The sequence below is a fragment of the Peribacillus sp. FSL K6-5616 genome (assembly GCF_038008245.1).
Taxonomy (GTDB): Bacteria; Bacillota; Bacilli; order Bacillales; family DSM-1321; genus Peribacillus; species Peribacillus frigoritolerans.
Genome location: NZ_JBBOYT010000001.1, coordinates 3,392,239 through 3,412,831, shown reverse-complemented (window position 1 = coordinate 3,412,831; position 20,593 = coordinate 3,392,239). Strand labels below are relative to the sequence as shown.

The 20,593-nt window shown below is 41.6% G+C and carries 19 protein-coding genes and 1 riboswitch; of the genes, 18 read left to right on the top strand and 1 reads right to left on the bottom strand.

Annotated features, from left to right (window positions below; all coding sequences use genetic code 11):
* The first annotated feature begins 297 nt into the window (after positions 1–297).
* From MHB45_RS16350 to MHB45_RS16315, 8 genes are all read left to right on the top strand, one after another.
* Positions 298–1,995 (top strand): long-chain-fatty-acid--CoA ligase, encoded by a 1,698-nt coding sequence (locus tag MHB45_RS16350; RefSeq protein ID WP_048688997.1) that lies wholly within the window; start codon positions 298–300, stop codon positions 1,993–1,995.
* Positions 1,996–2,197: 202 nt separating this feature from the next.
* Positions 2,198–2,785 (top strand): TetR/AcrR family transcriptional regulator, encoded by a 588-nt coding sequence (locus MHB45_RS16345; protein ID WP_048689000.1) that lies wholly within the window; start codon positions 2,198–2,200, stop codon positions 2,783–2,785.
* 125 nt (positions 2,786–2,910) lie between these two features.
* Positions 2,911–3,684, top strand: a complete 774-nt coding sequence (locus MHB45_RS16340; protein ID WP_048689002.1) for an enoyl-CoA hydratase — start codon at positions 2,911–2,913, stop codon at positions 3,682–3,684.
* A gap of 122 nt (positions 3,685–3,806) precedes the next feature.
* Positions 3,807–4,580 carry an electron transfer flavoprotein subunit beta/FixA family protein gene (locus MHB45_RS16335; protein WP_048689004.1) on the top strand — a complete coding sequence of 258 codons (774 nt, stop codon included), beginning with the start codon at positions 3,807–3,809 and terminating at the stop codon, positions 4,578–4,580.
* A 69-nt stretch (positions 4,581–4,649) separates the two neighbouring features.
* Entirely contained in the window at positions 4,650–5,627 is a 978-nt protein-coding gene (locus MHB45_RS16330) for an electron transfer flavoprotein subunit alpha/FixB family protein (RefSeq protein ID WP_048689007.1), read from the top strand.
* A gap of 208 nt (positions 5,628–5,835) precedes the next feature.
* Positions 5,836–6,150 carry a thioredoxin gene (gene trxA, locus MHB45_RS16325; RefSeq protein ID WP_034308995.1) on the top strand — a complete coding sequence of 105 codons (315 nt, stop codon included), beginning with the start codon at positions 5,836–5,838 and terminating at the stop codon, positions 6,148–6,150.
* Between the two features lie 103 nt (positions 6,151–6,253).
* Positions 6,254–8,026, top strand: coding sequence for an excinuclease ABC subunit UvrC (gene uvrC, locus MHB45_RS16320; RefSeq protein WP_048689009.1), 1,773 nt, complete (start codon positions 6,254–6,256; stop codon positions 8,024–8,026).
* 61 nt (positions 8,027–8,087) lie between these two features.
* Positions 8,088–8,264, top strand: a riboswitch (Lysine riboswitch).
* Positions 8,265–8,352: 88 nt separating this feature from the next.
* Positions 8,353–9,585 carry an aspartate kinase gene (locus tag MHB45_RS16315; protein WP_048689012.1) on the top strand — a complete coding sequence of 411 codons (1,233 nt, stop codon included), beginning with the start codon at positions 8,353–8,355 and terminating at the stop codon, positions 9,583–9,585.
* Between the two features lie 63 nt (positions 9,586–9,648).
* Here the strand turns inward: MHB45_RS16315 and MHB45_RS16310 are convergent, their stop codons facing one another.
* A complete protein-coding gene (locus tag MHB45_RS16310; protein WP_202186153.1) occupies positions 9,649–10,119 on the bottom strand; it encodes a YslB family protein in 471 nt (156 codons plus the stop codon).
* A 384-nt stretch (positions 10,120–10,503) separates the two neighbouring features.
* Between MHB45_RS16310 and MHB45_RS16305 the strand changes: the two genes are divergently transcribed.
* The 10 genes from MHB45_RS16305 to MHB45_RS16260 all read left to right on the top strand — a co-directional run bounded on the left by MHB45_RS16305 (position 10,504) and on the right by MHB45_RS16260 (position 20,449).
* Positions 10,504–11,112 carry a succinate dehydrogenase cytochrome b558 subunit gene (locus tag MHB45_RS16305; RefSeq protein WP_048689016.1) on the top strand — a complete coding sequence of 203 codons (609 nt, stop codon included), beginning with the start codon at positions 10,504–10,506 and terminating at the stop codon, positions 11,110–11,112.
* 70 nt (positions 11,113–11,182) lie between these two features.
* Positions 11,183–12,934 carry a succinate dehydrogenase flavoprotein subunit gene (sdhA, locus tag MHB45_RS16300; protein ID WP_048689080.1) on the top strand — a complete coding sequence of 584 codons (1,752 nt, stop codon included), beginning with the start codon at positions 11,183–11,185 and terminating at the stop codon, positions 12,932–12,934.
* Between the two features lie 17 nt (positions 12,935–12,951).
* Positions 12,952–13,725, top strand: coding sequence for a succinate dehydrogenase iron-sulfur subunit (sdhB, locus tag MHB45_RS16295; protein WP_048689018.1), 774 nt, complete (start codon positions 12,952–12,954; stop codon positions 13,723–13,725).
* Between the two features lie 264 nt (positions 13,726–13,989).
* Positions 13,990–14,454: an acyl-CoA thioesterase gene (locus MHB45_RS16290; protein WP_340908010.1), complete on the top strand. Its 465-nt coding sequence runs from the start codon at positions 13,990–13,992 to the stop codon at positions 14,452–14,454.
* Positions 14,455–14,576: 122 nt separating this feature from the next.
* Positions 14,577–14,801, top strand: coding sequence for a helix-turn-helix domain-containing protein (locus MHB45_RS16285; protein ID WP_028392149.1), 225 nt, complete (start codon positions 14,577–14,579; stop codon positions 14,799–14,801).
* Positions 14,802–15,022: 221 nt separating this feature from the next.
* Entirely contained in the window at positions 15,023–15,466 is a 444-nt protein-coding gene (locus tag MHB45_RS16280; protein WP_340908009.1) for a MarR family winged helix-turn-helix transcriptional regulator, read from the top strand.
* Between the two features lie 10 nt (positions 15,467–15,476).
* Entirely contained in the window at positions 15,477–16,280 is an 804-nt protein-coding gene (racE, locus tag MHB45_RS16275) for a glutamate racemase (protein ID WP_048689031.1), read from the top strand.
* Positions 16,281–16,614: 334 nt separating this feature from the next.
* Positions 16,615–17,694, top strand: coding sequence for a GerMN domain-containing protein (locus tag MHB45_RS16270; protein ID WP_063594348.1), 1,080 nt, complete (start codon positions 16,615–16,617; stop codon positions 17,692–17,694).
* 200 nt (positions 17,695–17,894) lie between these two features.
* The gene (locus MHB45_RS16265) at positions 17,895–18,977 is read left to right on the top strand and encodes a GerAB/ArcD/ProY family transporter (RefSeq protein ID WP_340908008.1); all 1,083 of its coding nucleotides are present in this window, start codon (positions 17,895–17,897) and stop codon (positions 18,975–18,977) included.
* Entirely contained in the window at positions 18,974–20,449 is a 1,476-nt protein-coding gene (locus MHB45_RS16260; protein ID WP_048689040.1) for a spore germination protein, read from the top strand. The genes MHB45_RS16265 and MHB45_RS16260 overlap by 4 nt, the downstream gene beginning before the upstream one ends.
* Positions 20,450–20,593 lie beyond the last annotated feature (144 nt).

The following is a 20,593-nucleotide window of genomic DNA, read 5'->3' as shown; positions in this document are numbered from 1 at the left end:
GCCTCCTCGGCTTGCGCCTGCGGGGTCTCCCCTAGACACGCTTTTCCCGCAGGAGTCTCGTACCTTACGTTCCAATCACTGGAACTTTTTTAAAGAAATATTGTAGGGAAACTGGCTCTTCTTCTCTAATTCGTCTTCAGTCTGCCATCCAATATTCCCTGTGGTTGGTATAGGATATATTTACTATCCTGCTTCTCATCGTAAGGTCTTTATACTCTGAAATTCGGCAATTGTAAGAAAATCCCGATTGTATTATAATGATTAAGAGTATTGAGAATATTCAGAAGGAGGGGGCAAATGAGCAATAAGCCATGGCAAGCTATTTATCCGGAACAGATACCCGCTGTTTTGTCGTATGAAGATAAACCTCTTTATTCTTTTTTGAAGGAATCAGCCGAAGAATTCCCTGATAAAGTATCGATTCATTTCCAGGGAAAAGAATTAACTTTCCGGGAAGTGCATGAATCTGCTTTAAAGTTTGCAGCCTATTTAAAAAGTATCGGACTTCAAAAAGGTGAACGCGTTGCCGTCATGCTTCCTAACTGCCCTCAAGGTGTCATAAGCTTTTTTGGGATATTGATGGCCGGAGGAGTCGTGGTTCAAACGAACCCAACCTATACTGAACGTGAATTAGAATATCAAATGAAAGATTCCGGAGCGAAAATGATTTTGGCGATGGATATTTTATTTCCCCGTGTTTCTGCAGTGGCATCAAGAACGGATATTGAACATATAATTGTAACCGCTATCAAGGAATATTTGCCATTCCCGAAAAATCTTATCTATCCTTTTATTCAAAAAAAGCAATACGGCATTGTCATCAATGTGGAGCATGAAGGGAATCATCATTTATTTTCCGAAATCATGAAAAGAAAGATCACTGAAGAAGTCACTGTGCCGATCGATGTGGATAATGACCTTGCCCTTTTACAATATACAGGTGGGACTACAGGCTTTCCCAAAGGGGTCATGCTTACCCATAAGAACTTGCTGGCAAATACGAAAATGTGTAATGCATGGCTTTATAAAAATAAGCGCGGTGAGGAAAGGATCCTTGCGATTCTGCCTTTCTTCCATGTGTACGGTATGACTACGGTCTTGGTTCTTTCCGTCATGGAAGGGAACACCATGATCATCATGCCAAAGTTTGATGTCGAAGCGACGCTTAAAACCATCCAAAAACAGAAACCGACCATGTTTCCAGGAGCGCCAACGATGTATATCGGCCTCTTGAACCATCCGGATATCGCTAAATATGATCTTTCTTCCATCAATGCCTGTATTAGCGGTTCTGCATCATTGCCCTTAGAGGTTCAAGAGCAGTTTGAGAAAATTACCGGCGGGAAGCTTGTTGAAGGCTATGGACTTTCAGAAACCTCACCTGTGACACATGCTAATTTCATTTGGGATCAGCCGCGTGTAAAAGGTAGCGTTGGACTGCCGTGGCCGGACACTGACTCGGCGATCCTGTCCCTGGAATCCTATGAAGAGCTCCCTCCGAATGAAATAGGCGAGATTGCCATAAAAGGACCACAGGTAATGAAAGGTTATTGGAACCGTCCGGATGAAACTGAAAAAACCTTTAAAAATGGCTGGCTGCTTACTGGCGATCTGGGTTATATGGATGAGCAGGGGTTCTTTTATGTCGTCGAGAGGAAAAAGGATACAATCATTGCAGGCGGTTTCAATATATACCCACGTGAGGTGGAAGAGGTGCTATACGAGCATGAGGCCATACAGGAAGTAGTTGTAGCTGGCATCCCTGACCCTTATCGAGGAGAGACCGTCAAGGCCTATGTCGTCCTGAAAAAAAATGCCAGGGTCACTGAAGAGGAATTGAATGAATTTGCCAGAAAGAACCTGGCTTCGTATAAGGTGCCGCGAAGCTATGAATTCAGGGATGAACTTCCTAAAACGACGATAGGGAAGATCCTGAGAAGAGTTCTTATCGAGGAAGAAAAGAAAAAAATATCCGAGGAAAGAAAAGAAGCTTAAACAAGCACCCCCTTTTAACGGAGCAGCGGAAGAGGGCTCCGTTTTGCAGAACAGCTGGACAAGCTATGGATGGTGACTGTACAATGAACAGAAGTGGAATGTAGGGATCCTTAAATAAGTTTTTGCTTGACAGTAAAGGGTCATCATTTTATGATAGAAATATGAATGATGGTTCATTCATTTTTCTGAAAGGGGACATCCAGTGAAAAGCAACAGACCAAAGTATAATCAAATTATTGATGCGGCCGTTATTGTCATTGCCCAAAACGGTTACTATCAAGCCCAAGTATCCAAAATCGCCAAGCAGGCAGGCGTAGCGGATGGCACCATATATCTTTATTTTAAAAATAAAGAAGATATCTTAATATCATTATTCCATGAAAAGATGGGCTATTTTGTGGAACAGATCGAAGAAGAGATAAAAGGAAAGAGCACTGCTTCGGAAAAACTGCATGTGCTCATCCAAAAACATTTTAAAAACCTTTCAGAAGACGTGAATTTAGCAATTGTCACTCAGTTGGAATTAAGACAGTCGAATAAAGAATTGCGCCTTAGGATTAATGATGTGTTAAGAGGGTATTTAAATTTAATCGATCAGATCATTATAGAAGGAAAAGAGAACGGCGAATTCCTGCCTGATTTAAATAATTTACTTGCCAGGCAGATGATTTTTGGAACGATTGATGAAACTGTGACGACTTGGGTCATGAATGAGCAAAAGTATTCGCTTCCTGACCTTGCACCAGACGTTCACCGCCTGCTGATTGGCGGCTGTGGCCTGAAAAGTTAACGATTTAAATAGAGGATGGCTAGCCATCCTCGAAAGAATCGGTTAATTCTGCTTCTGGCTTTAACTGGAAGTGATACATATAGAATTTTCAAAAAAGTTTGACTAGCATGCCTGGAGGGATTGATATGGAATATCTTAAGCTTTCTGTCGAAAATCATGTGGCTTTTATAACGATTGATCATGCACCAGCAAATGCACTTTCTTCGGCTATCATCGGAGAGCTTTCACAGGCATTCGATCAAATTGAGAAAGACGAAGCCGTACGGGTTGTCCTTCTTCATGGTGAAGGAAGATTCTTCTCTGCAGGAGCGGACATTAAAGAGTTTACGGAAGTGAAAAACGGGAAAGCCTTCGAGAAGCTGACCAAGAATGGTCAATCTGTATTTGAGAAAATCGAATCTTTTCCAAAACCGGTCATTGCAGCCATCCATGGAGCGGCGCTTGGCGGAGGATTGGAGCTGGCTATGGCCTGCCACATCCGCCTAGTCACCGAAAAAGCTAAACTTGGTTTGCCTGAGCTGCAGTTGGGCTTAATCCCCGGGTTTGCTGGGACCCAACGTCTTCCCCGTTACGTAGGCATGGCAAAGGCAGCTGAAATGCTGTTTACAAGTGAACCGATTTCAGGCACCCAAGCTGTGCAATGCGGATTGGCGAATCATGCCTACACGGATGAAGAACTGATTCCAAAAGCTAAGGATCTAGCCAATAAAATTGCCAAGAAGAGCCCACTGGCATTAAAGTCGGCCATTGAGTTATTGAATTATTCCAAGCATGATTCCTACCATAAAGGTGTGGAAAGGGAAGCTGCCCTCTTCGGCCAGGCTTTCGATACTGCTGATGCACAAGAAGGAATCGCCGCTTTCATTGAAAAAAGGGAAGCTGTATTCAAAGGGAAATGATGTTTCGGTTTAAATAACTATTTTTATATATCATGCAGGATTTTGGTGAAATCTGTAGAACATTACTATATATCAATAAAATTCATAATCTTCAAAACTCAAATTATTCGGGAGGTATTATCGTGAACATTTATGTACTGCTGAAAAGAACATTTGATACAGAAGAAAAAATTACACTATCCAACGGGAAAATCAATGAGGATGGAGCAGAATTCATCATTAATCCATACGATGAGTATGCAGTTGAAGAAGCAATCCAGGTGCGTGATGCACAAGGCGGCGAAGTAACGGTTATTTCTGTCGGAACGGAAGAGGCTGAAAAGCAATTACGTACAGCGCTGGCAATGGGTGCTGACAAAGCTGTATTGATAAATATAGAAGACGACATAGAAAATGGCGACCAATTCACGACTGCCAAAATTATTGGCGAATACTTAAAAGATAAAAACGCCGATCTAATCATTGCAGGGAACGTTGCAATCGATGGCGGCTCCGGTCAAGTGGGACCACGCGTTGCCGAAATTTTGGAGATTCCTTATATTACAACCATTACTAAATTGGACATAGAAAATGGAAATGTAAGCGTTATCCGTGATGTCGAAGGGGACTCTGAAACGATCGAAGCCTCTCTTCCATTATTGGTGACAGCGCAACAAGGGCTAAATGAGCCACGTTATCCTTCATTGCCAGGAATCATGAAGGCAAAGAAAAAACCGCTTGAAGAATTGGAATTGGATGACCTGGATTTGGAAGAAGACGATGTTGAGGCCAAAACAAAAACGATTGAAATTTACCTTCCTGCTAAAAAAGAAGCTGGAAAAGTTTTGGACGGGGAAATCAGTGCTCAAGTTACCGAGCTTGTTCAATTATTACGCAGTGAAGCAAAAGTGATTTAATCGAAACGGTACTTTTCAAAACAACAACACACGACAAAAAGAAAAATAGAGCACAGGAGGTTTTTATAAATGGCTAGAAAGTTTCTTGTATTGGGCGAAGTTCGTGATGGTTCACTAAGAAATGTATCATTTGAAGCTATCGGTGCGGCTAAGCTTGCTGCGGATGGCGGGGAAATCGTTGGTGTTTTAGTTGGTGACAGCGTTCAGAATTTCGGTAATGAATTGATCCAGTATGGCGCAGACCGGGTTATTGCAGTCGAAAATGATCAATTGAAACAATATACTTCAGATGGATATGCACAAAGCTTGCTTGCCGTCATCGAGCAGGAAAAGCCGGAAGGGATTTTCTTTGGACATACGGCCTTAGGAAAAGACCTTGCACCTAAATTGGCTGGAAAACTTGAATCAGGATTGATTTCCGACGTTACATCCATTGAAGAAGAAGGTGGAAATATCGTTTTCACCCGCCCGATATATTCTGGTAAAGCGTTTGAAAAGAAAATTGTTACAGCTGGCGTGATTTTCGCGACAATCCGTCCGAACAATATCGAACCATTAGCGAAAGATGAGTCCCGTTCTGGTGATGTTTCTACATTAAGTGTGGATATTAAGGACTTACGGACAATCATTAAGGATGTTGTTAGAAAAGCCAGTGAAGGGGTCGACCTTTCAGAAGCGAAAGTAATCATCGCGGGTGGCCGTGGCGTGAAAAGTGAAGATGGTTTTGAACCATTAAAGGAACTGGCACAGGTTCTTGGCGGAGCGGTAGGAGCTTCCCGCGGAGCATGTGATGCAGACTATTGCGATTACTCATTACAAATCGGGCAAACGGGTAAAGTCGTAACACCTGACCTTTATATCGCCTGCGGAATTTCCGGTGCGATCCAGCATTTAGCGGGAATGTCCAACTCCAAGGTTATCGTTGCCATCAATAAAGACCCGGAAGCTAATATATTCAATGTGGCTGATTATGGAATTGTCGGAGATCTTTTCGAAGTCGTCCCATTGCTTACGGAAGAATTCAAAAAACTTAAAGTTAACGCGTAAAAGAAATAATACAGATGAGGGGCAAGACATTTCGGCATAAGCCGATACATGTCTTGCCCCTTTATTTGCGCTACTGGGGAGGGTTTTTGGCCTGCATAATTACTCTTTTTTTGGACATCCTACCACTGAAGCAAAATATTAGCATCGATTTGAGCAACAGTGGTATACTGTTTTTAGTTATTTGAGTAAATTTGAGGAGGAAATATATATGGCTATTGTAAATGCAACTGACCAAACTTTCACAACAGATACTAGCGAAGGTGTCGTTCTTGTAGACTTTTGGGCTCCATGGTGTGGACCTTGTAAAATGATCGCTCCTGTTCTTCAAGAGCTTGATACTGAAATTGGCGATACAGCAAAAATCGTAAAAGTGGATGTAGATGAAAACCAAGAAACAGCTGGAAAATTCGGTGTGATGAGCATCCCGACATTAATCGTCCTTAAAGACGGTGAAGTGGTCGATAAGGTTGTTGGTTTCCAACCTAAAGAAGCACTTGCTGAACTTATTGCAAAACACGCGTAATAGTAAGTTAGCTAAAAAAAGCTTCAAGTCTGCGGACTTGAAGCTTTTTTCGCTATCTTGATATATAATGATTGTAAAAATGGGAGAACAGGAGGCTGAATGCATGAATCAACAAATAAAGAATAAACTTGCCCTTCTTCCCGATCAACCTGGTTGTTATTTAATGAAAGATCGTCAGGGAACGATCATATATGTAGGCAAAGCGAAAGTGTTGAAAAATCGTGTCCGTTCTTATTTTACGGGATCTCATGATGGGAAAACATTTCGACTCGTGAACGAGATTGAGGATTTCGAATACATCGTCACCTCTTCCAATATCGAGGCTCTTATTTTAGAGTTGAACTTAATCAAAAAACATGACCCAAAATATAATGTCATGCTAAAGGATGATAAGACGTATCCTTTCATCAAGCTGACTGCGGAACGACACCCGCGTCTAATCATTACGCGAAAAGTCAAAAAAGACAAAGGGAAATATTTCGGTCCTTATCCGAATGCATTTGCAGCTAACGAAACGAAAAAATTGCTCGACCGCATCTATCCCCTAAGAAAATGCAATACGTTACCGGATCGCGTTTGTCTCTACTATCACCTTGGCCAGTGCCTTGCCCCATGTGTATATGATGTAGAGGAACAGGAATATAAAAAAATGGTCGATGATATCAACCGGTTCTTGAACGGCGGGCATACTGAAATAAAAAAAGAACTGACTGAAAAAATGCTGGAGGCATCGGAAGAGCTCGATTTCGAGAGGGCCAAGGAGTTCCGTGACAAGATTGCCCACATCGATATTACGATGGAAAAGCAGAAAATGATGACGACCGATTTCATCGACAGGGATGTATTTGGCTTTGCCTATGATAAAGGCTGGATGTGCGTTCAGGTATTTTTTGTCCGGCAGGGTAAATTGATAGAAAGGGATGTTTCGCTTTTTCCGGTCTACGATGAACCGGAACAGGAACTTCTTACATTCCTCGGTCAGTTTTACGAGATTACGAACCACTTTAAACCAAAGGAAATCTTGCTGCCTGAATCAGTGGATGCCGAAATGGCCGAAGGGCTGCTTGGTGTCAAAACGATTCACCCGAAACGGGGAGCGAAAAAAGACATGCTTAAATTGGCGAATAAAAATGCCTCCATTGCCCTTCAGGAAAAATTCTCTTTGATTGAAAGGGATGAAGAAAGAACGATCAATGCGGTGGAAAACCTCGGGAAACAACTGGGCATCTACACCCCGCATCGAATTGAAGCTTTCGATAACTCCAATATCCAGGGAAGTGACCCCGTTTCCGCTTTAGTCGTGTTCATTGATGGGAAGCCGGAAAAAAGAGAATACCGAAAATATAAGATCAAGACGGTCCGGGGACCTGATGATTATGAATCGATGCGTGAAGTGGTCAGAAGAAGGTATTCACGAGTATTGAAAGAAGGGCTGCCGCTTCCGGATTTGATCATCATCGATGGCGGAAAGGGACATGTCGAAGCGGTTCGGGATATTCTGGAAAATGAATTGGGCTTGGATATTCCACTTTCAGGCCTCATTAAGGATGAAAAGCATAGGACCTCGCAATTGATGATCGGAAATCCGCTTGAACTCGTACCTCTTGATTCACGGAGCCAGGAATTTTACCTATTGCAAAGAATTCAGGATGAAGTGCACCGGTTCGCGATTACGTTTCATCGCCAGCTACGCGGGAAAAATGCGGTTCATTCCCAGCTTGATGATATTCCAGGAGTCGGGGAAAAGCGAAGGAAGCAATTATTAAGGCATTTTGGATCATTGAAGAAAATCAAAGAGGCGACGGCCGAGGAAATCATGGAAGCTGGCATGCCAAAAGGTGTAGCCGAGGGAATCGTTAGAAAATTACAAGAATAATCTTGCTACCGATAAATCTCTATGCTATGATTAAAAGGAATTTTTAACTAGACAACTTAAAAGTGCTGATAGAGGTGCGGAATTCAAGAGTAAAAACCTGGAGAAGTATGAGCTTCCATGAAAGGTTTTGAAAGGGGATGACGCCGAAGGAAGACAAGACTCATACCTTGTCCTCCTGGTCCGACATTTAAGAAATGGCGGATTGTCAGGGTTTATACCCTGGAGAGCTATCTCACTGTGTTTACAGTATTAGATATGTGACCACAGCAATGAGATATTTCTCATTGCTTTTTTTATTGCCTAAAAAGTAGAGAGGGTGCATGAGGATGGCATTAATCGTTCAAAAATTCGGCGGAACCTCCGTCGGTAGCGTAGAAAAAATCAAAAATGTTGCCAATCGGGTAATCGAGGAAGCGGAGAATGGAAATGAGGTGGTCGTCGTTGTTTCAGCTATGGGGAAAACAACGGACCAATTGGTTTCCATGGCGCGTGATATTTCCGGATCCCCGAGCAAGAGGGAAATGGATATGCTTTTGACGACTGGGGAACAGGTAACGATTTCCCTGTTAACGATGGCACTGATTGAAGAAGGACATGAAGCCATTTCGTATACTGGCTGGCAGGCTGGCATGCAAACGGAATCCGTTCATGGGAATGCCCGGATTTTAAACATCGATGCCACGAGGATCCAAGCTCAGCTTCAGGAGAAGAAAATAGTGGTCGTAGCCGGTTTCCAGGGTAACGATGCAAATGGGGAAATCACTACCTTAGGGCGAGGCGGTTCCGATACGACGGCGGTTGCCATCGCTGCAGCGCTGAATGCGGATAGATGCGATATATATACGGATGTAACGGGTGTTTTCACAACGGACCCACGCTACATAAAAGGCGCGAGAAAACTCCAATCCATTTCTTACGATGAAATGCTGGAACTTGCCAACCTGGGGGCGGGCGTCCTTCACCCAAGGGCTGTCGAATATGCAAAAAATTATCAAATTCCGCTTGAAGTCCGTTCAAGCATGGAGAGAGAATCAGGTACGATCATAGAGGAGGAAGCAACTATGGAAGAAAACTTAATTGTACGAGGCATTGCTTTTGAAGACAGTATTACGAGGGTCACCATATATGGTTTGCCCCAATCACTAGGTGCATTATCCACTATCTTCACGACGCTTGCGAAAAACCGGATCAATGTGGACATCATCATACAAAGCATGACTGCCGAGGATACGACCAATCTATCTTTTTCCACAAAAAGTGAAGATACGGAAGCGGCCTTGATCGTGCTGGAAAATAATAAAGAACAATTGGGATTCGACCGAGTCGAAACGGAGAGCGGGTTGGCCAAAGTGTCCATCGTCGGTTCCGGTATGGTATCCAATCCGGGAGTGGCTGCCGAAATGTTTGAAGTGATGGCCAATACAGGCATCCAGGTGAAAATGGTCAGCACATCGGAAATTAAAGTTTCGACCGTCGTCAATGAAAAGGAAATGGTGAAGGCGGTTGAATCCCTTCATGAGGCATTTAAACTTGGTCAGCATGCAAATGTGCTAGCTTAAGTGTCAGGAGTCCAATAAAAAACAGACTTCCGGTAAAAAGGGTAAGTCTGTTTTCAGGGCTCATTAGATTGGATCTCTTGGATCCCATTGGATGGTGAATATCACTTTTTTTGCGCGGCGTTTGATTTCTTCCGTTGATTCGCTGAGGAATTTTTTTTGCAGTGTAAACTGCTCGGCAAGGAAACCGGCTTCAAGTTGGAAGTGACAATCAGGATGTAAATCCAGGCGGCGGCTGATTATTTCACCCGTCAGGGATAATTCCATCTCGTGTTTCGTATACTTCAAGATTTCCAGATTGCCCCATCCAGCGCTTTGGAAAAATTCAATCACTTCCTGATCGCCATTCAATGGGAATTTTCTTGCTAATTGTTTACCTGCCCAATAGAGGATTTGATTAGAGTCTTTTCCGAGAATATCGTTCAATAGAACTTCTCTGATTAATTCGTATCCGAAAGCTGGAACTTGGAATTCTTCAGTTTGAATTTCTTCAGGTTGAATCTCTTCTTCTATCGCAGCAGCAATATTTTTTTTCATGATTTATCGCCTCTTTCTGTAAATCTATTATAAACGTATTTCTTTTGCAAATTATACTGTTTTTTATTTATTTAAATAACAATTGGAAAAAAATGAGAAATTATTCCGGGATATTAATAGTTTAATTAGAAATTTCTTCAAAATATCATCTTGACAATCAAAAAATACCCAATTTAATCCAATAAAATCTATTCTGAAAAAGAGATTTCTTGTATCCGTTTTCTTGACGCACATAGAAGTCAGGAGTAAAATGGACATGTCACATAATTGTAAAGGAAGTATAGAGGATTTTTTTTGACTCTATACTGTATTTTCACGCGGAGATAAAAGGTAGCCACCAGTTTATCTTTGCATGATTTTTCACAAATTAAGGGGGGGCACTTAGTGGCAAAAAATCGTGAGTTTGGGAATCGCAGGCTTCATTCACTTCTAGGAGTAATTCCAATTGGTCTATTCCTAATTTTTCATTTATCGGTAAACTTTATGGCAACAAAAGGAGAAGAAACTTTTAATGGGGCAGTTCATTTAATTGAGTATACGCCCGTGAAGATTCTGGTAGAATGGGTCGTCATCTATCTACCGCTCATTTTCCATGCTGTGTACGGAATTTATATTGCCTTTACAGCAAAAAACAATTTAGGCAGATTTAGTTTCTTCCGTAACTGGATGTTCATGCTACAACGCCTAACTGGAATCATAACGTTGATTTTCCTTGTTTGGCATATATGGGCAACTAGAATTCAAGCAGCTATGGGTGCTGAAGTTAACTTTGACATGATGGCAGAGATTTTCTCTAGTCCATTCATGCTTGTGTTCTATATTGTTGGTGTTACCTCGGCAATCTTCCACTTTGCTAATGGATTATGGTCATTTGCTGTGAGCTGGGGTCTTACAGTTTCACCAAGATCGCAAAGAATCATGACTTACTTTACATTGATCGTTTTCGTTCTTCTTACTTATATCGGAATCAGCGCAATTTTCGCATTCGTATAAGAAGATAGAGTTCATTTATAAGAATTAGGAAAAACATAGCTTGGCTAATGGAAATAAGGGAGTGACAGAATTGGGTAAAGGTAAAATAGTTATCGTTGGTGGAGGTCTAGCTGGATTAATGGCTACGATCAAAGCAGCAGAGCTGGGACAACAGGTTGATTTATTTTCTTTAGTGCCTGTTAAACGCTCTCACTCAGTTTGTGCCCAAGGCGGAATCAACGGGGCAGTAAATACAAAAGGTGAAGGGGATTCTCCATATATCCACTTCGACGATACAGTTTATGGCGGAGATTTCTTGGCTAACCAACCGCCGGTTAAAGCGATGTGCGAAGCAGCACCATCGATCATCCATATGTTTGACCGTATGGGTGTTATGTTCAACCGTACTCCGGAAGGTCTTCTTGATTTCCGTCGTTTCGGTGGTACTCAACATAGCCGTACAGCATTCGCTGGTGCAACAACTGGTCAGCAATTACTTTACGCATTGGACGAGCAGGTTCGCCGTTATGAAGTTGAAGGCCTTGTAACGAAATATGAAGGCTGGGAATTCCTTGGAGCTGTTATCGATGATGAGCAAACAGCACGCGGTATCGTAGCACAAAACCTGACTTCAATGGAAATCAAATCATTCCCTGGAGACGCAGTCATCATGGCGAGCGGCGGCCCTGGAATCATTTTCGGTAAATCAACGAACTCAATGATCAATACAGGCTCAGCAGCTTCCATCGTTTATCAGCAAGGTGTTAATTATGCTAATGGTGAGTTCATTCAAATTCACCCGACAGCAATCCCTGGCGATGACAAACTTCGTCTAATGAGTGAATCCGCTCGTGGTGAAGGTGGACGTATCTGGACATATAAAGACGGGAAACCTTGGTATTTCCTTGAAGAAAAATACCCTGCTTATGGTAATCTAGTACCTCGTGATATCGCGACTCGTGAAATCTTCGACGTATGTATGAACATGAAGCTTGGCATTAATGGTGAAAACATGGTTTACCTGGATCTATCACATAAAGATCCTAAATTACTTGATATTAAACTTGGCGGAATCATTGAAATCTACGAGAAATTCATGGGTGAAGATCCTCGTAAAGTTCCAATGAAAATTTTCCCTGCCGTTCACTATTCTATGGGCGGACTTTGGGTTGATTATGACCAAATGACTAACATCAAAGGTTTATTCGCTGCAGGTGAGTGCGATTATTCACAACATGGCGGTAACCGTCTTGGTGCCAACTCACTTCTTTCTGCAATCTATGGTGGTTCAGTCGCTGGACCGAACGCCGTTAAATATATTGAAGGCCTTGCTAAAACTTCAGAATCCATTCCTTCTTCATTGTATGAAGGGTACGAAAAACAAGAACAAGAGAAATGGAATGAAGTCATGTCTCTTGATGGTAACGAAAATGCGTACGTCCTTCACAAAGAACTTGGTGAGTGGATGACACAGCATGTTACTGTAGTTCGTTACAATGACAAGCTGAAAGAAACGGATAACAAGATTCTTGAGCTGATGGAACGTTACAAGAAAATTAACATCAATGACACGGCTAAATGGAGTAACCAAGGAGCTGCATTCACTAGACAGCTGCAAAACATGATGCAATTGGCTCGTGTAATCACAATTGGTGCATTAAACCGTGACGAAAGCCGCGGAGCGCATTACAAACCTGATTTCCCAGAACGTAATGATGAGGAATTCATGAAAACTACTATGGCAACATTCAAAGGCTTGGATCAAGCACCTGAATTCCATTATGAAGACATAGATGTATCACTGATCGCACCGCGTAAACGTGACTACACTACGAAACACTAAAGAGGGGGAGCAAAAAAATGGTTGAAACTAAATCTGAGACTAAAACAGTCCGTTTTATAATCACTCGTCAAGATACACCGGATTCAGCTCCTTATGATGAGGAATTCGAATTAGCGTACCGTCCGAATATGAACGTAATTTCCGCCCTAATGGAAATTCGTCGTAATCCAGTAACGGTACAAGGCAAGCACACTACAGCAATCGCATGGGACATGAACTGTCTTGAAGAGGTATGTGGTGCTTGTTCAATGGTTATCAATGGTAAACCAAGACAATCATGTACAGCTCTTATCGATCAATTGGAGCAGCCGGTTCGTCTAGCACCAATGCGTACATTCCCTGTTGTTCGTGATCTGCAAGTCGATCGCAGCCGTATGTTCGACTCATTGAAAAAGGTAAAAGCATGGATTCCAATCGATGGAACGTACAACCTTGGACCAGGACCGCGTATGCCAGAAAAGAAACGTCAATGGGCTTACGAGTTATCTAAATGTATGACTTGCGGTGTATGTTTGGAAGCTTGTCCGAACGTAAACAGCAATTCAGACTTCATGGGGCCACAACCATTATCACAAGTTCGTTTATTCAACGCACATCCAACTGGTGCAATGAACAAAGCTGAACGTTTAAATACGATCATGGGTGATGGAGGACTTGCAAACTGCGGTAACTCACAAAACTGCGTGCAGTCTTGCCCTAAAGGCATTCCATTAACGACTTCGATTGCTGCGTTGAACCGTGATACTACGATCCAACAATTCCGTAACTTCTTCGGCAGTGATGAAGTTTAATCATGAACATGAAAGAACCTGTATCTTATGATATGGGTTCTTTTTTTCATTGTTTTACATACACAGAATTGGTTGGGAATCGAGAGAATCATAAACGATTGATAACTGGGGTTGAAGTATAAATCCGGCACCAGGCCAACTGTGAAGGATTTGTGAAGTGAGCTTGATAATTTACCCTGCTTTCAATAGAAAATCCTTTTCATTATCGTTGTTTTCTTATAAAATGAGTGAATAGTCATTCAATTCAGAAAGGGTGTGCACAAGTTGGGCAAAATATCATATATCGATAATATTACGGAGTGGATCAATGATTTTTCTTTTAAACATGAGATTAAGATCCGCTTTTCGGAAACTGATATGTTTGGGCACTTGAATAACACGATTCCTTTTACTTATTTTGAGGAAGCTCGGATTGAGTATTTCAACAGTATGGGGTTCATGAAGGATTGGACCTCGGCTGAATGCGGTGAGATGCCGGTTGTTGCCAATTTACAGTGTGATTACCTTAAGCAGATGTTTTTCAATGATCAATTGACAATCCATGTGAAAGCTGACCATATCGGAAATTCTTCAGTGGACCTACACTATATGGGGACTAAACAAGATGGTTCCATTTGTTTAACGGGCAGGGGGACGATTGTGCAAGTGTCCAAGGCCACAGGGAAGCCGGTACCTTGGACGGAAGGCGTGAAGCGTTCGATGCTGTATACTGTGCTGGAACATTCTTGAAAATATTTCCATTTAGACAAGTAAAAGAGTCACTCCATTGCCCCAGCCGACATACTATATCTTGACTAAATAGACACCCACTCCGGGTTTTATGCTGGTGAAGGCAAGGAGGGTAACATTACTTGAAGGAGAACGAATTCACTCATAAGCCATTACTCACCAAAAGAGAAAAAGAAGTATTTGAGTTACTAGTACAAGACAAAACAACAAAAGAAATCGCAGGTGAATTGTTTATTAGCGAAAAAACAGTTCGAAACCATATTTCGAATGCGATGCAGAAGCTTGGAGTTAAAGGACGTTCGCAGGCAGTCATAGAACTCCTTCGTATGGGAGAACTTAAGCTTTAATGTGTTAACTCTTAATACGTAAGCCTTATAAATAATTTCTCTCCCGTTCATTGGCAGCATATAAGGAAGGCCAAAACAATTTGGTTGTTTTGACTTCTTTGGATGCTGCTTATTTTTATGGTGCGGTTTCATTATGATTCCAGTCAATCAATCTTGAAAATCATTTCACTTTCATCCAAAATGGTAGTATGATAAGTTTCATGAAGTGGGGAGCTGTGTTTATGGATGAAGAGAAGCAGGCGGCATATGTAGCCGATATCGAGAAGGAATTGCGCTATGTATCGTCATGGCTTAAGCAAAGGGGAAGAGAAATTCTCCATGATTATAAAATTACCATTCCTCAATTCGTGGCTTTGCAATGGCTTTTTGAATCAGGTGACATGACGATTGGCGAATTGTCCACGAAGATGTTTCTCGCCTTCAGTACAACGACGGACCTGATTGACCGCATGGAGAAACATCAGCTTGTCCAGCGTGTCAGGGATGAAAAGGATCGGCGTGTGGTTCGAATTCACCTTCTTGAAGAAGGCGAACGGATAATCCAAGAAGTGATTAATAAACGGAAGCAGTACTTGAGTGGCGTGTTAGTCAATTTTAACGAATCTGACATCATATCCCTCAAAGGGATTCTAGTAAAACTACATCAAGAAATGAAAGAAAAATGAGGCGAGTTTTTTGAAACAACCGATAGGCATCATTGATTCGGGAGTAGGCGGCTTGACAGTAGCTAAAGAAGTCATGCGTCAGCTTCCAAATGAAAATATAATTTACTTAGGTGATACAGCAAGATGCCCATATGGGCCGAGGACAAAAAAAGATGTCCAAACCTTCACATGGCAAATGACGAGATTTTTGATGAAGAAGGATATAAAAATGCTGATCATCGCTTGCAATACAGCGACTGCAGCTGTATTGGATGAAATCAGGGCTATACTTCCGATTCCTGTGTTGGGTGTCATACACCCAGGGGCAAGGGCGGCATTGAAAGTTTCTGATTCCTTGCATATTGGAGTTATCGGTACGGAAGGCACGGTAAAAAGCAAAGCTTATGACGATGCACTTGCTTCCATCAATTCCGATGTGAAAGTAGATAGTTTAGCATGCCCGAAATTTGTCCCGATCGTAGAAAGCGGGGAGTTTCAAGGGGGGATCGTCAATCGGGTCGTGGCACAAACCTTGAACCCGTTGAAGAAAACGAAGATCGATACACTGATCCTTGGCTGTACCCATTATCCACTGCTGGGGCCTGTAATCTCTTCCTATATGGGGGATGAAGTACAAGTCATTTCCTCTGGCGAAGAGACGGCCCGGGAGGCAAGTGTCATTTTGGATTACTATAAATTAATCAATAAAAGCAAGCTCCGTCCAGTTCATCGCTTTTATACAACCGGTTCAAGAGATATGTTTGGTTCCATCGCATCGAGCTGGCTCGGTATTCATGCCAATACCATCGAAACAATTAAAATCGATCACTTATAAGACTTCCATTTGGAAGTTTCAGACTGTAGACATACTCGATGAAAATGGAGTTTGTCTGCAGTTTTTTTGCTTGTACATTTGGCCGTTGATTGGAGCATGAGGCACTCGTTTTCCCCGTAGGTGGATGAAATGACCCTATCCATCATTCCGATTATACTTGGGGATGGGAGTCGATTGTTCCAATGAGGAAGTCTCCCCAAATCCTAATGAAGCTAAAAAAGATGCATCAGTACAGGCAAATTGCCCAGCTCCATTATCGGAGGGAAAAATAATTGGTCTATTTTCCCCTAGGGCTCGTATAAATAGGAGTACAAACTGTCCTAGGAGTGATTTTATGTCCAATAAATCAAAAGTAACAATGGCTGTGACCATTCTGGCATCTTCTTTTTGGCTTTCAGGCTGCGGATTATTTGGCGGTGAAGAGAAAAAGGAAATTGATCCCCCGAAGGATGTTTCATTAGTCGAGGATGAATCTTCATTAAAAGAAACAGAAACGAATGGTGAGGAAAAGCCAGCGACTGAGGGAGAAGAAGGCGCTGTGGAATCGAAAACGGTGAAGACGGAGTTATATTTAATTGATAAAAGCGGGTATGTGGTTCCACAGACATTGGAACTTCCTAAATCGGAAGCTGTCGCTAAACAAGCCCTTGATTACCTTGTCAATAACGGACCAGTCACGGATAAACTTCCAAATGGGTTCAGGGCCGTCATTCCCGCCGATACCCAAATAAGCGTGAACATTAAAGACGGGGTGGCTGTGGCGGACTTTTCGCCGGAATTCAAAAACTATCAGAAAGAGGATGAACTTAAAATCCTTCAAGCCATCACATGGACCCTGACACAATTCGACTCGGTCGATAAAATCCAAATGAGAATCAATGGGGAAGATATTTCCGAAATGCCGGTCAATGGCACACCGATAGATGAAAATATCTCAAGGTCTTCAGGAATCAATATCGATACGAGTGACGTAGTCGACATTTCCAATACCAAAGCACTGACCGTTTATTATGTAGGCGGTGATGAGGAGTACACTTATTATGTTCCGGTGACGCGCAGGATCAGCGAAACGGTGTCTGATAATGTAACAGCAGTCATTCAGGAATTAACGAAGAGTCCTTCAGGTTCTAACCTGCAAACAGGGTTCATGAGTGATGTAGCTTTACTTGACGAGCCTAAAGTGGCAGAAGGTAAGGTCAGCCTGAATTTTAACGAAAATATCCTTGGAAGCTTTAAAGAGAAAAAGGTATCACAGGAGGTCCTTGATGCCTTGGTCCTTTCCTTGACGGAACAGAAAGGAATTGAAAGCGTTGAAGTGCAAGTGCAGGGCAGCGCAGATGTTCTTAATGAAGAAGGTAAGAAATTATCCGAACCAGTCGTCCGTCCAGAGAAAGTCAACACAGGCAGTTTTTAAATATATGTAGAAATAAAACAATGAGGCAGCTTGCAGCTGCCTCTTATTTTTTTGCCTCCGCCATTGAATGACCACGCTGTTAGAGAGTTGAAAGCTATACAGCCCCGAAGCAATTTCCCGTGTTGTGGGAAAGTTTTTACATAAATAAATTTTTAAAAGGGGAAATTACTTTTAAACATGTAATTAATGGGGGGGGTATTATGGATCAAAAGGTCATTCAGGCTTTACACATCTATGTTTTAATCATCATGAATACAGGGTTCATGGTACATGTCCTGCTCCTTCCCAATATCTTATCCGCATCTCAACGCGACGGATGGATAAGTGTCATAATAAGTGTTGTTCCATGTATCGTTTGGACACTATTTATTTTTTATATTTATAAAAAACTAGATAAAGAAGATATAATCTCTTTTCTGAAAAAATGGTCTACACCTTTTGTTACATATATTTTCACGATAGCATTTGGCTTGTACTTTATAATTAACGCATTCATTACCGTTAAATTCACATTGATTTGGGCAAAAGCTAATTATACTCATGACATACCAAACATCGTAGTCGTCAGCCTATTCACTTTTATTTGTATTTTTGCAAGTTATAAAGGAATACGCACCATAAGTACTTTGGCTCTCCTATTTCTTCCGGTCGTCACTATTTTGGGGATATTCGTGGGGCTGGGGAACACGAGTAATAAGAATTACGAATTATTGTTCCCGATATTTGAAAGCGGGTATCGCCATACACTAAATGGAATGCTGTATACGAGTGCAGGATATTTAGAAATCATCGTTTTTTTATTTTTAACTCCTTACTTGAAAAACAAGCTAAAAGCCAAGTGGCTTTTACTGGTTGGTATTATCCTCATGATGCTGACGTTAGGCCCCCTCATGGGAGCGATGGCAGAATTTGGTTCTGTGGAAGCTGTGAAAATGAGGAATCCGGCTTACGAACAGTGGAAGTTGCTAAGATTTGGCTATTATATTACTCGACTCGATTTCCTTTCCATTTTCCAATGGCTTTCGGGTGCCATGATCCGAATAAGTTTATGTTTATTTATAGGCTATAAGTTAATCTCGAATTCAAAACATCAGAAGTGGATCCCGCTTTCACTATATTTGTTAATTGTTATTGGAACGCTAATCCATTGGGATGCTACTTCATTTTTTAATTTTATATACAAATATTTCTTTCCAATAAGCAGTCTGTTTCTTTTTAGTGCTGCAATTATACTGTTATTTATTATTTTTAAAAAGGGAAAAGGAAAAGGTGAAACATTATGAAGAAGGGAAATTTGAATGGTCCTCCTTCTTGTATTGACCAAATCCGAAAATGGTTCGAACATTCTTCCGATGTTGTTTTAAGAACAAAAACTTTTGATAATGAAGGTCGTTATTTGTTGGGTTTTTTATATGCGCCAAACTTAGTGGATATGCCATTCATCAATGAAGTGATTCTGCCTACAATATCTAAAGCGGTTCAAGAAAATGGCGAATTAACAATTGATCAATTAAGCAATATCATGGAGATCAGTACGCTTAAAAAGGGCTCCGATTTAAAAGGCGGAGTAGAAAGCATTCTTTTTTCAGGAGACCTGATCATTATTAATGAATCTTCCAACGAAATTTACCATACCCCATTAGCTAATTCCCCTAAGCGCAGTCCGGAAGAATCCAATATAGAATCTTCCATTCGGGGACCTAGGGATGGATTCGTTGAGAATATAGCGGATAACATGTCTTTAATTCGCCAGAGGTTAAAAACGGCATCACTTAAATGTATAGAATATACAATCGGGAAACGAAGTAAAACTAAAATATTGCTGCTATATATTGATGACATTATCAATCCCTCGATTCTTTTGGATGTTAAAAAACGATTGGATTCATTAAAGGCTGATATCATAGTCAGCAGTTACCAAGTTGAAGAACTCTTATATGATACTCAATTTTCCATTTTCCCCTTAATGGAGTATATCGGTCGACCGGATTATGTTGTTGAATCCTTGAATCAAGGGCGCTTTGCCATCCTGGTAGACGGGAATCCCACAAGCTTGATCGGACCAACGAGTATTAATCAGTTACTTTATGCTGCCGATGACGCACATGCAAGCTTTTTTTACATTAGTTTTATGCGCATCATTCGTGTAGTCTCATTATTTGTAACGGTTACGTTACCGGGATTTTTTATAGCGTTGGTTACCTATCAATTCGATCAAATTCCCTTTTCGCTTCTTGCGACGATTTCAATCACGAGACAGGGCTTGCCCATACCTGCTTCTTTGGAGGCATTCGTAATGATCATATTATTTGAACTATTTAAGGAAGCCGGTCTTCGCCTGCCAAAAGCTGTTGGTCCGACGGTTTCTGTATTGGGTGGATTGATTATAGGTGATGCAGCGATTCGGGCAGGGCTGACTTCACCCTCCATGCTCGTAGTAATAGCTGTTACAGTTCTCTCAAGCTATACCCTAATCAATCAGAATATCGCTGGGAATATTGTTCTTATAAGGTTATTCATATTTGCATGTTCAGCATTTCTAGGCTTGTTTGGATTCTTCATGGGAATATTTCTTATCTTGATTGTTGTGGTTTCCTTGGAAAGTTTCGGACAGCCTTTTGTGAATCCATTTTCCAAACCAAATAAATCGGACATTTTAAAAGTCTTATTCAAGCTTCCGTATGGGATGTTAAGGCAGCGGAATCAAGCTCTGCAATCCAGTGATAATGAATCGCAAAAGGGGTCGGACAAATGAGAAAGCTAATTGCAGTCATGGTAATTGGCTGTCAACTTTTATTGACGACAGGCTGCTGGGGAATGAAGGAAATTCAAGCTCAAAACATATGGATCCGCTCTAGGGATCGATTATAAAGAGGGTGAATTCATCTTATACTTTCAA

Bases quoted from the DNA above. Each gene is read 5' to 3' on its own strand.
- MHB45_RS16350 (WP_048688997.1), top strand. From the start codon at position 298: ATGAGCAATAAGCCATGGCAAGCTATTTATCCGGAACAGATACCCGCT.
- MHB45_RS16340 (WP_048689002.1), top strand. From the start codon at position 2,911: ATGGAATATCTTAAGCTTTCTGTCGAAAATCATGTGGCTTTTATAACG.
- MHB45_RS16330 (WP_048689007.1), top strand. From the start codon at position 4,650: ATGGCTAGAAAGTTTCTTGTATTGGGCGAAGTTCGTGATGGTTCACTA.
- trxA (WP_034308995.1), top strand. From the start codon at position 5,836: ATGGCTATTGTAAATGCAACTGACCAAACTTTCACAACAGATACTAGC.
- uvrC (WP_048689009.1), top strand. From the start codon at position 6,254: ATGAATCAACAAATAAAGAATAAACTTGCCCTTCTTCCCGATCAACCT.
- MHB45_RS16315 (WP_048689012.1), top strand. From the start codon at position 8,353: ATGGCATTAATCGTTCAAAAATTCGGCGGAACCTCCGTCGGTAGCGTA.
- MHB45_RS16310 (WP_202186153.1), bottom strand. From the start codon at position 10,119: ATGAAAAAAAATATTGCTGCTGCGATAGAAGAAGAGATTCAACCTGAA.
- sdhB (WP_048689018.1), top strand. From the start codon at position 12,952: ATGGTTGAAACTAAATCTGAGACTAAAACAGTCCGTTTTATAATCACT.
- MHB45_RS16280 (WP_340908009.1), top strand. From the start codon at position 15,023: ATGGATGAAGAGAAGCAGGCGGCATATGTAGCCGATATCGAGAAGGAA.
- MHB45_RS16270 (WP_063594348.1), top strand. From the start codon at position 16,615: ATGTCCAATAAATCAAAAGTAACAATGGCTGTGACCATTCTGGCATCT.
- MHB45_RS16265 (WP_340908008.1), top strand. From the start codon at position 17,895: ATGGATCAAAAGGTCATTCAGGCTTTACACATCTATGTTTTAATCATC.
- MHB45_RS16260 (WP_048689040.1), top strand. From the start codon at position 18,974: ATGAAGAAGGGAAATTTGAATGGTCCTCCTTCTTGTATTGACCAAATC.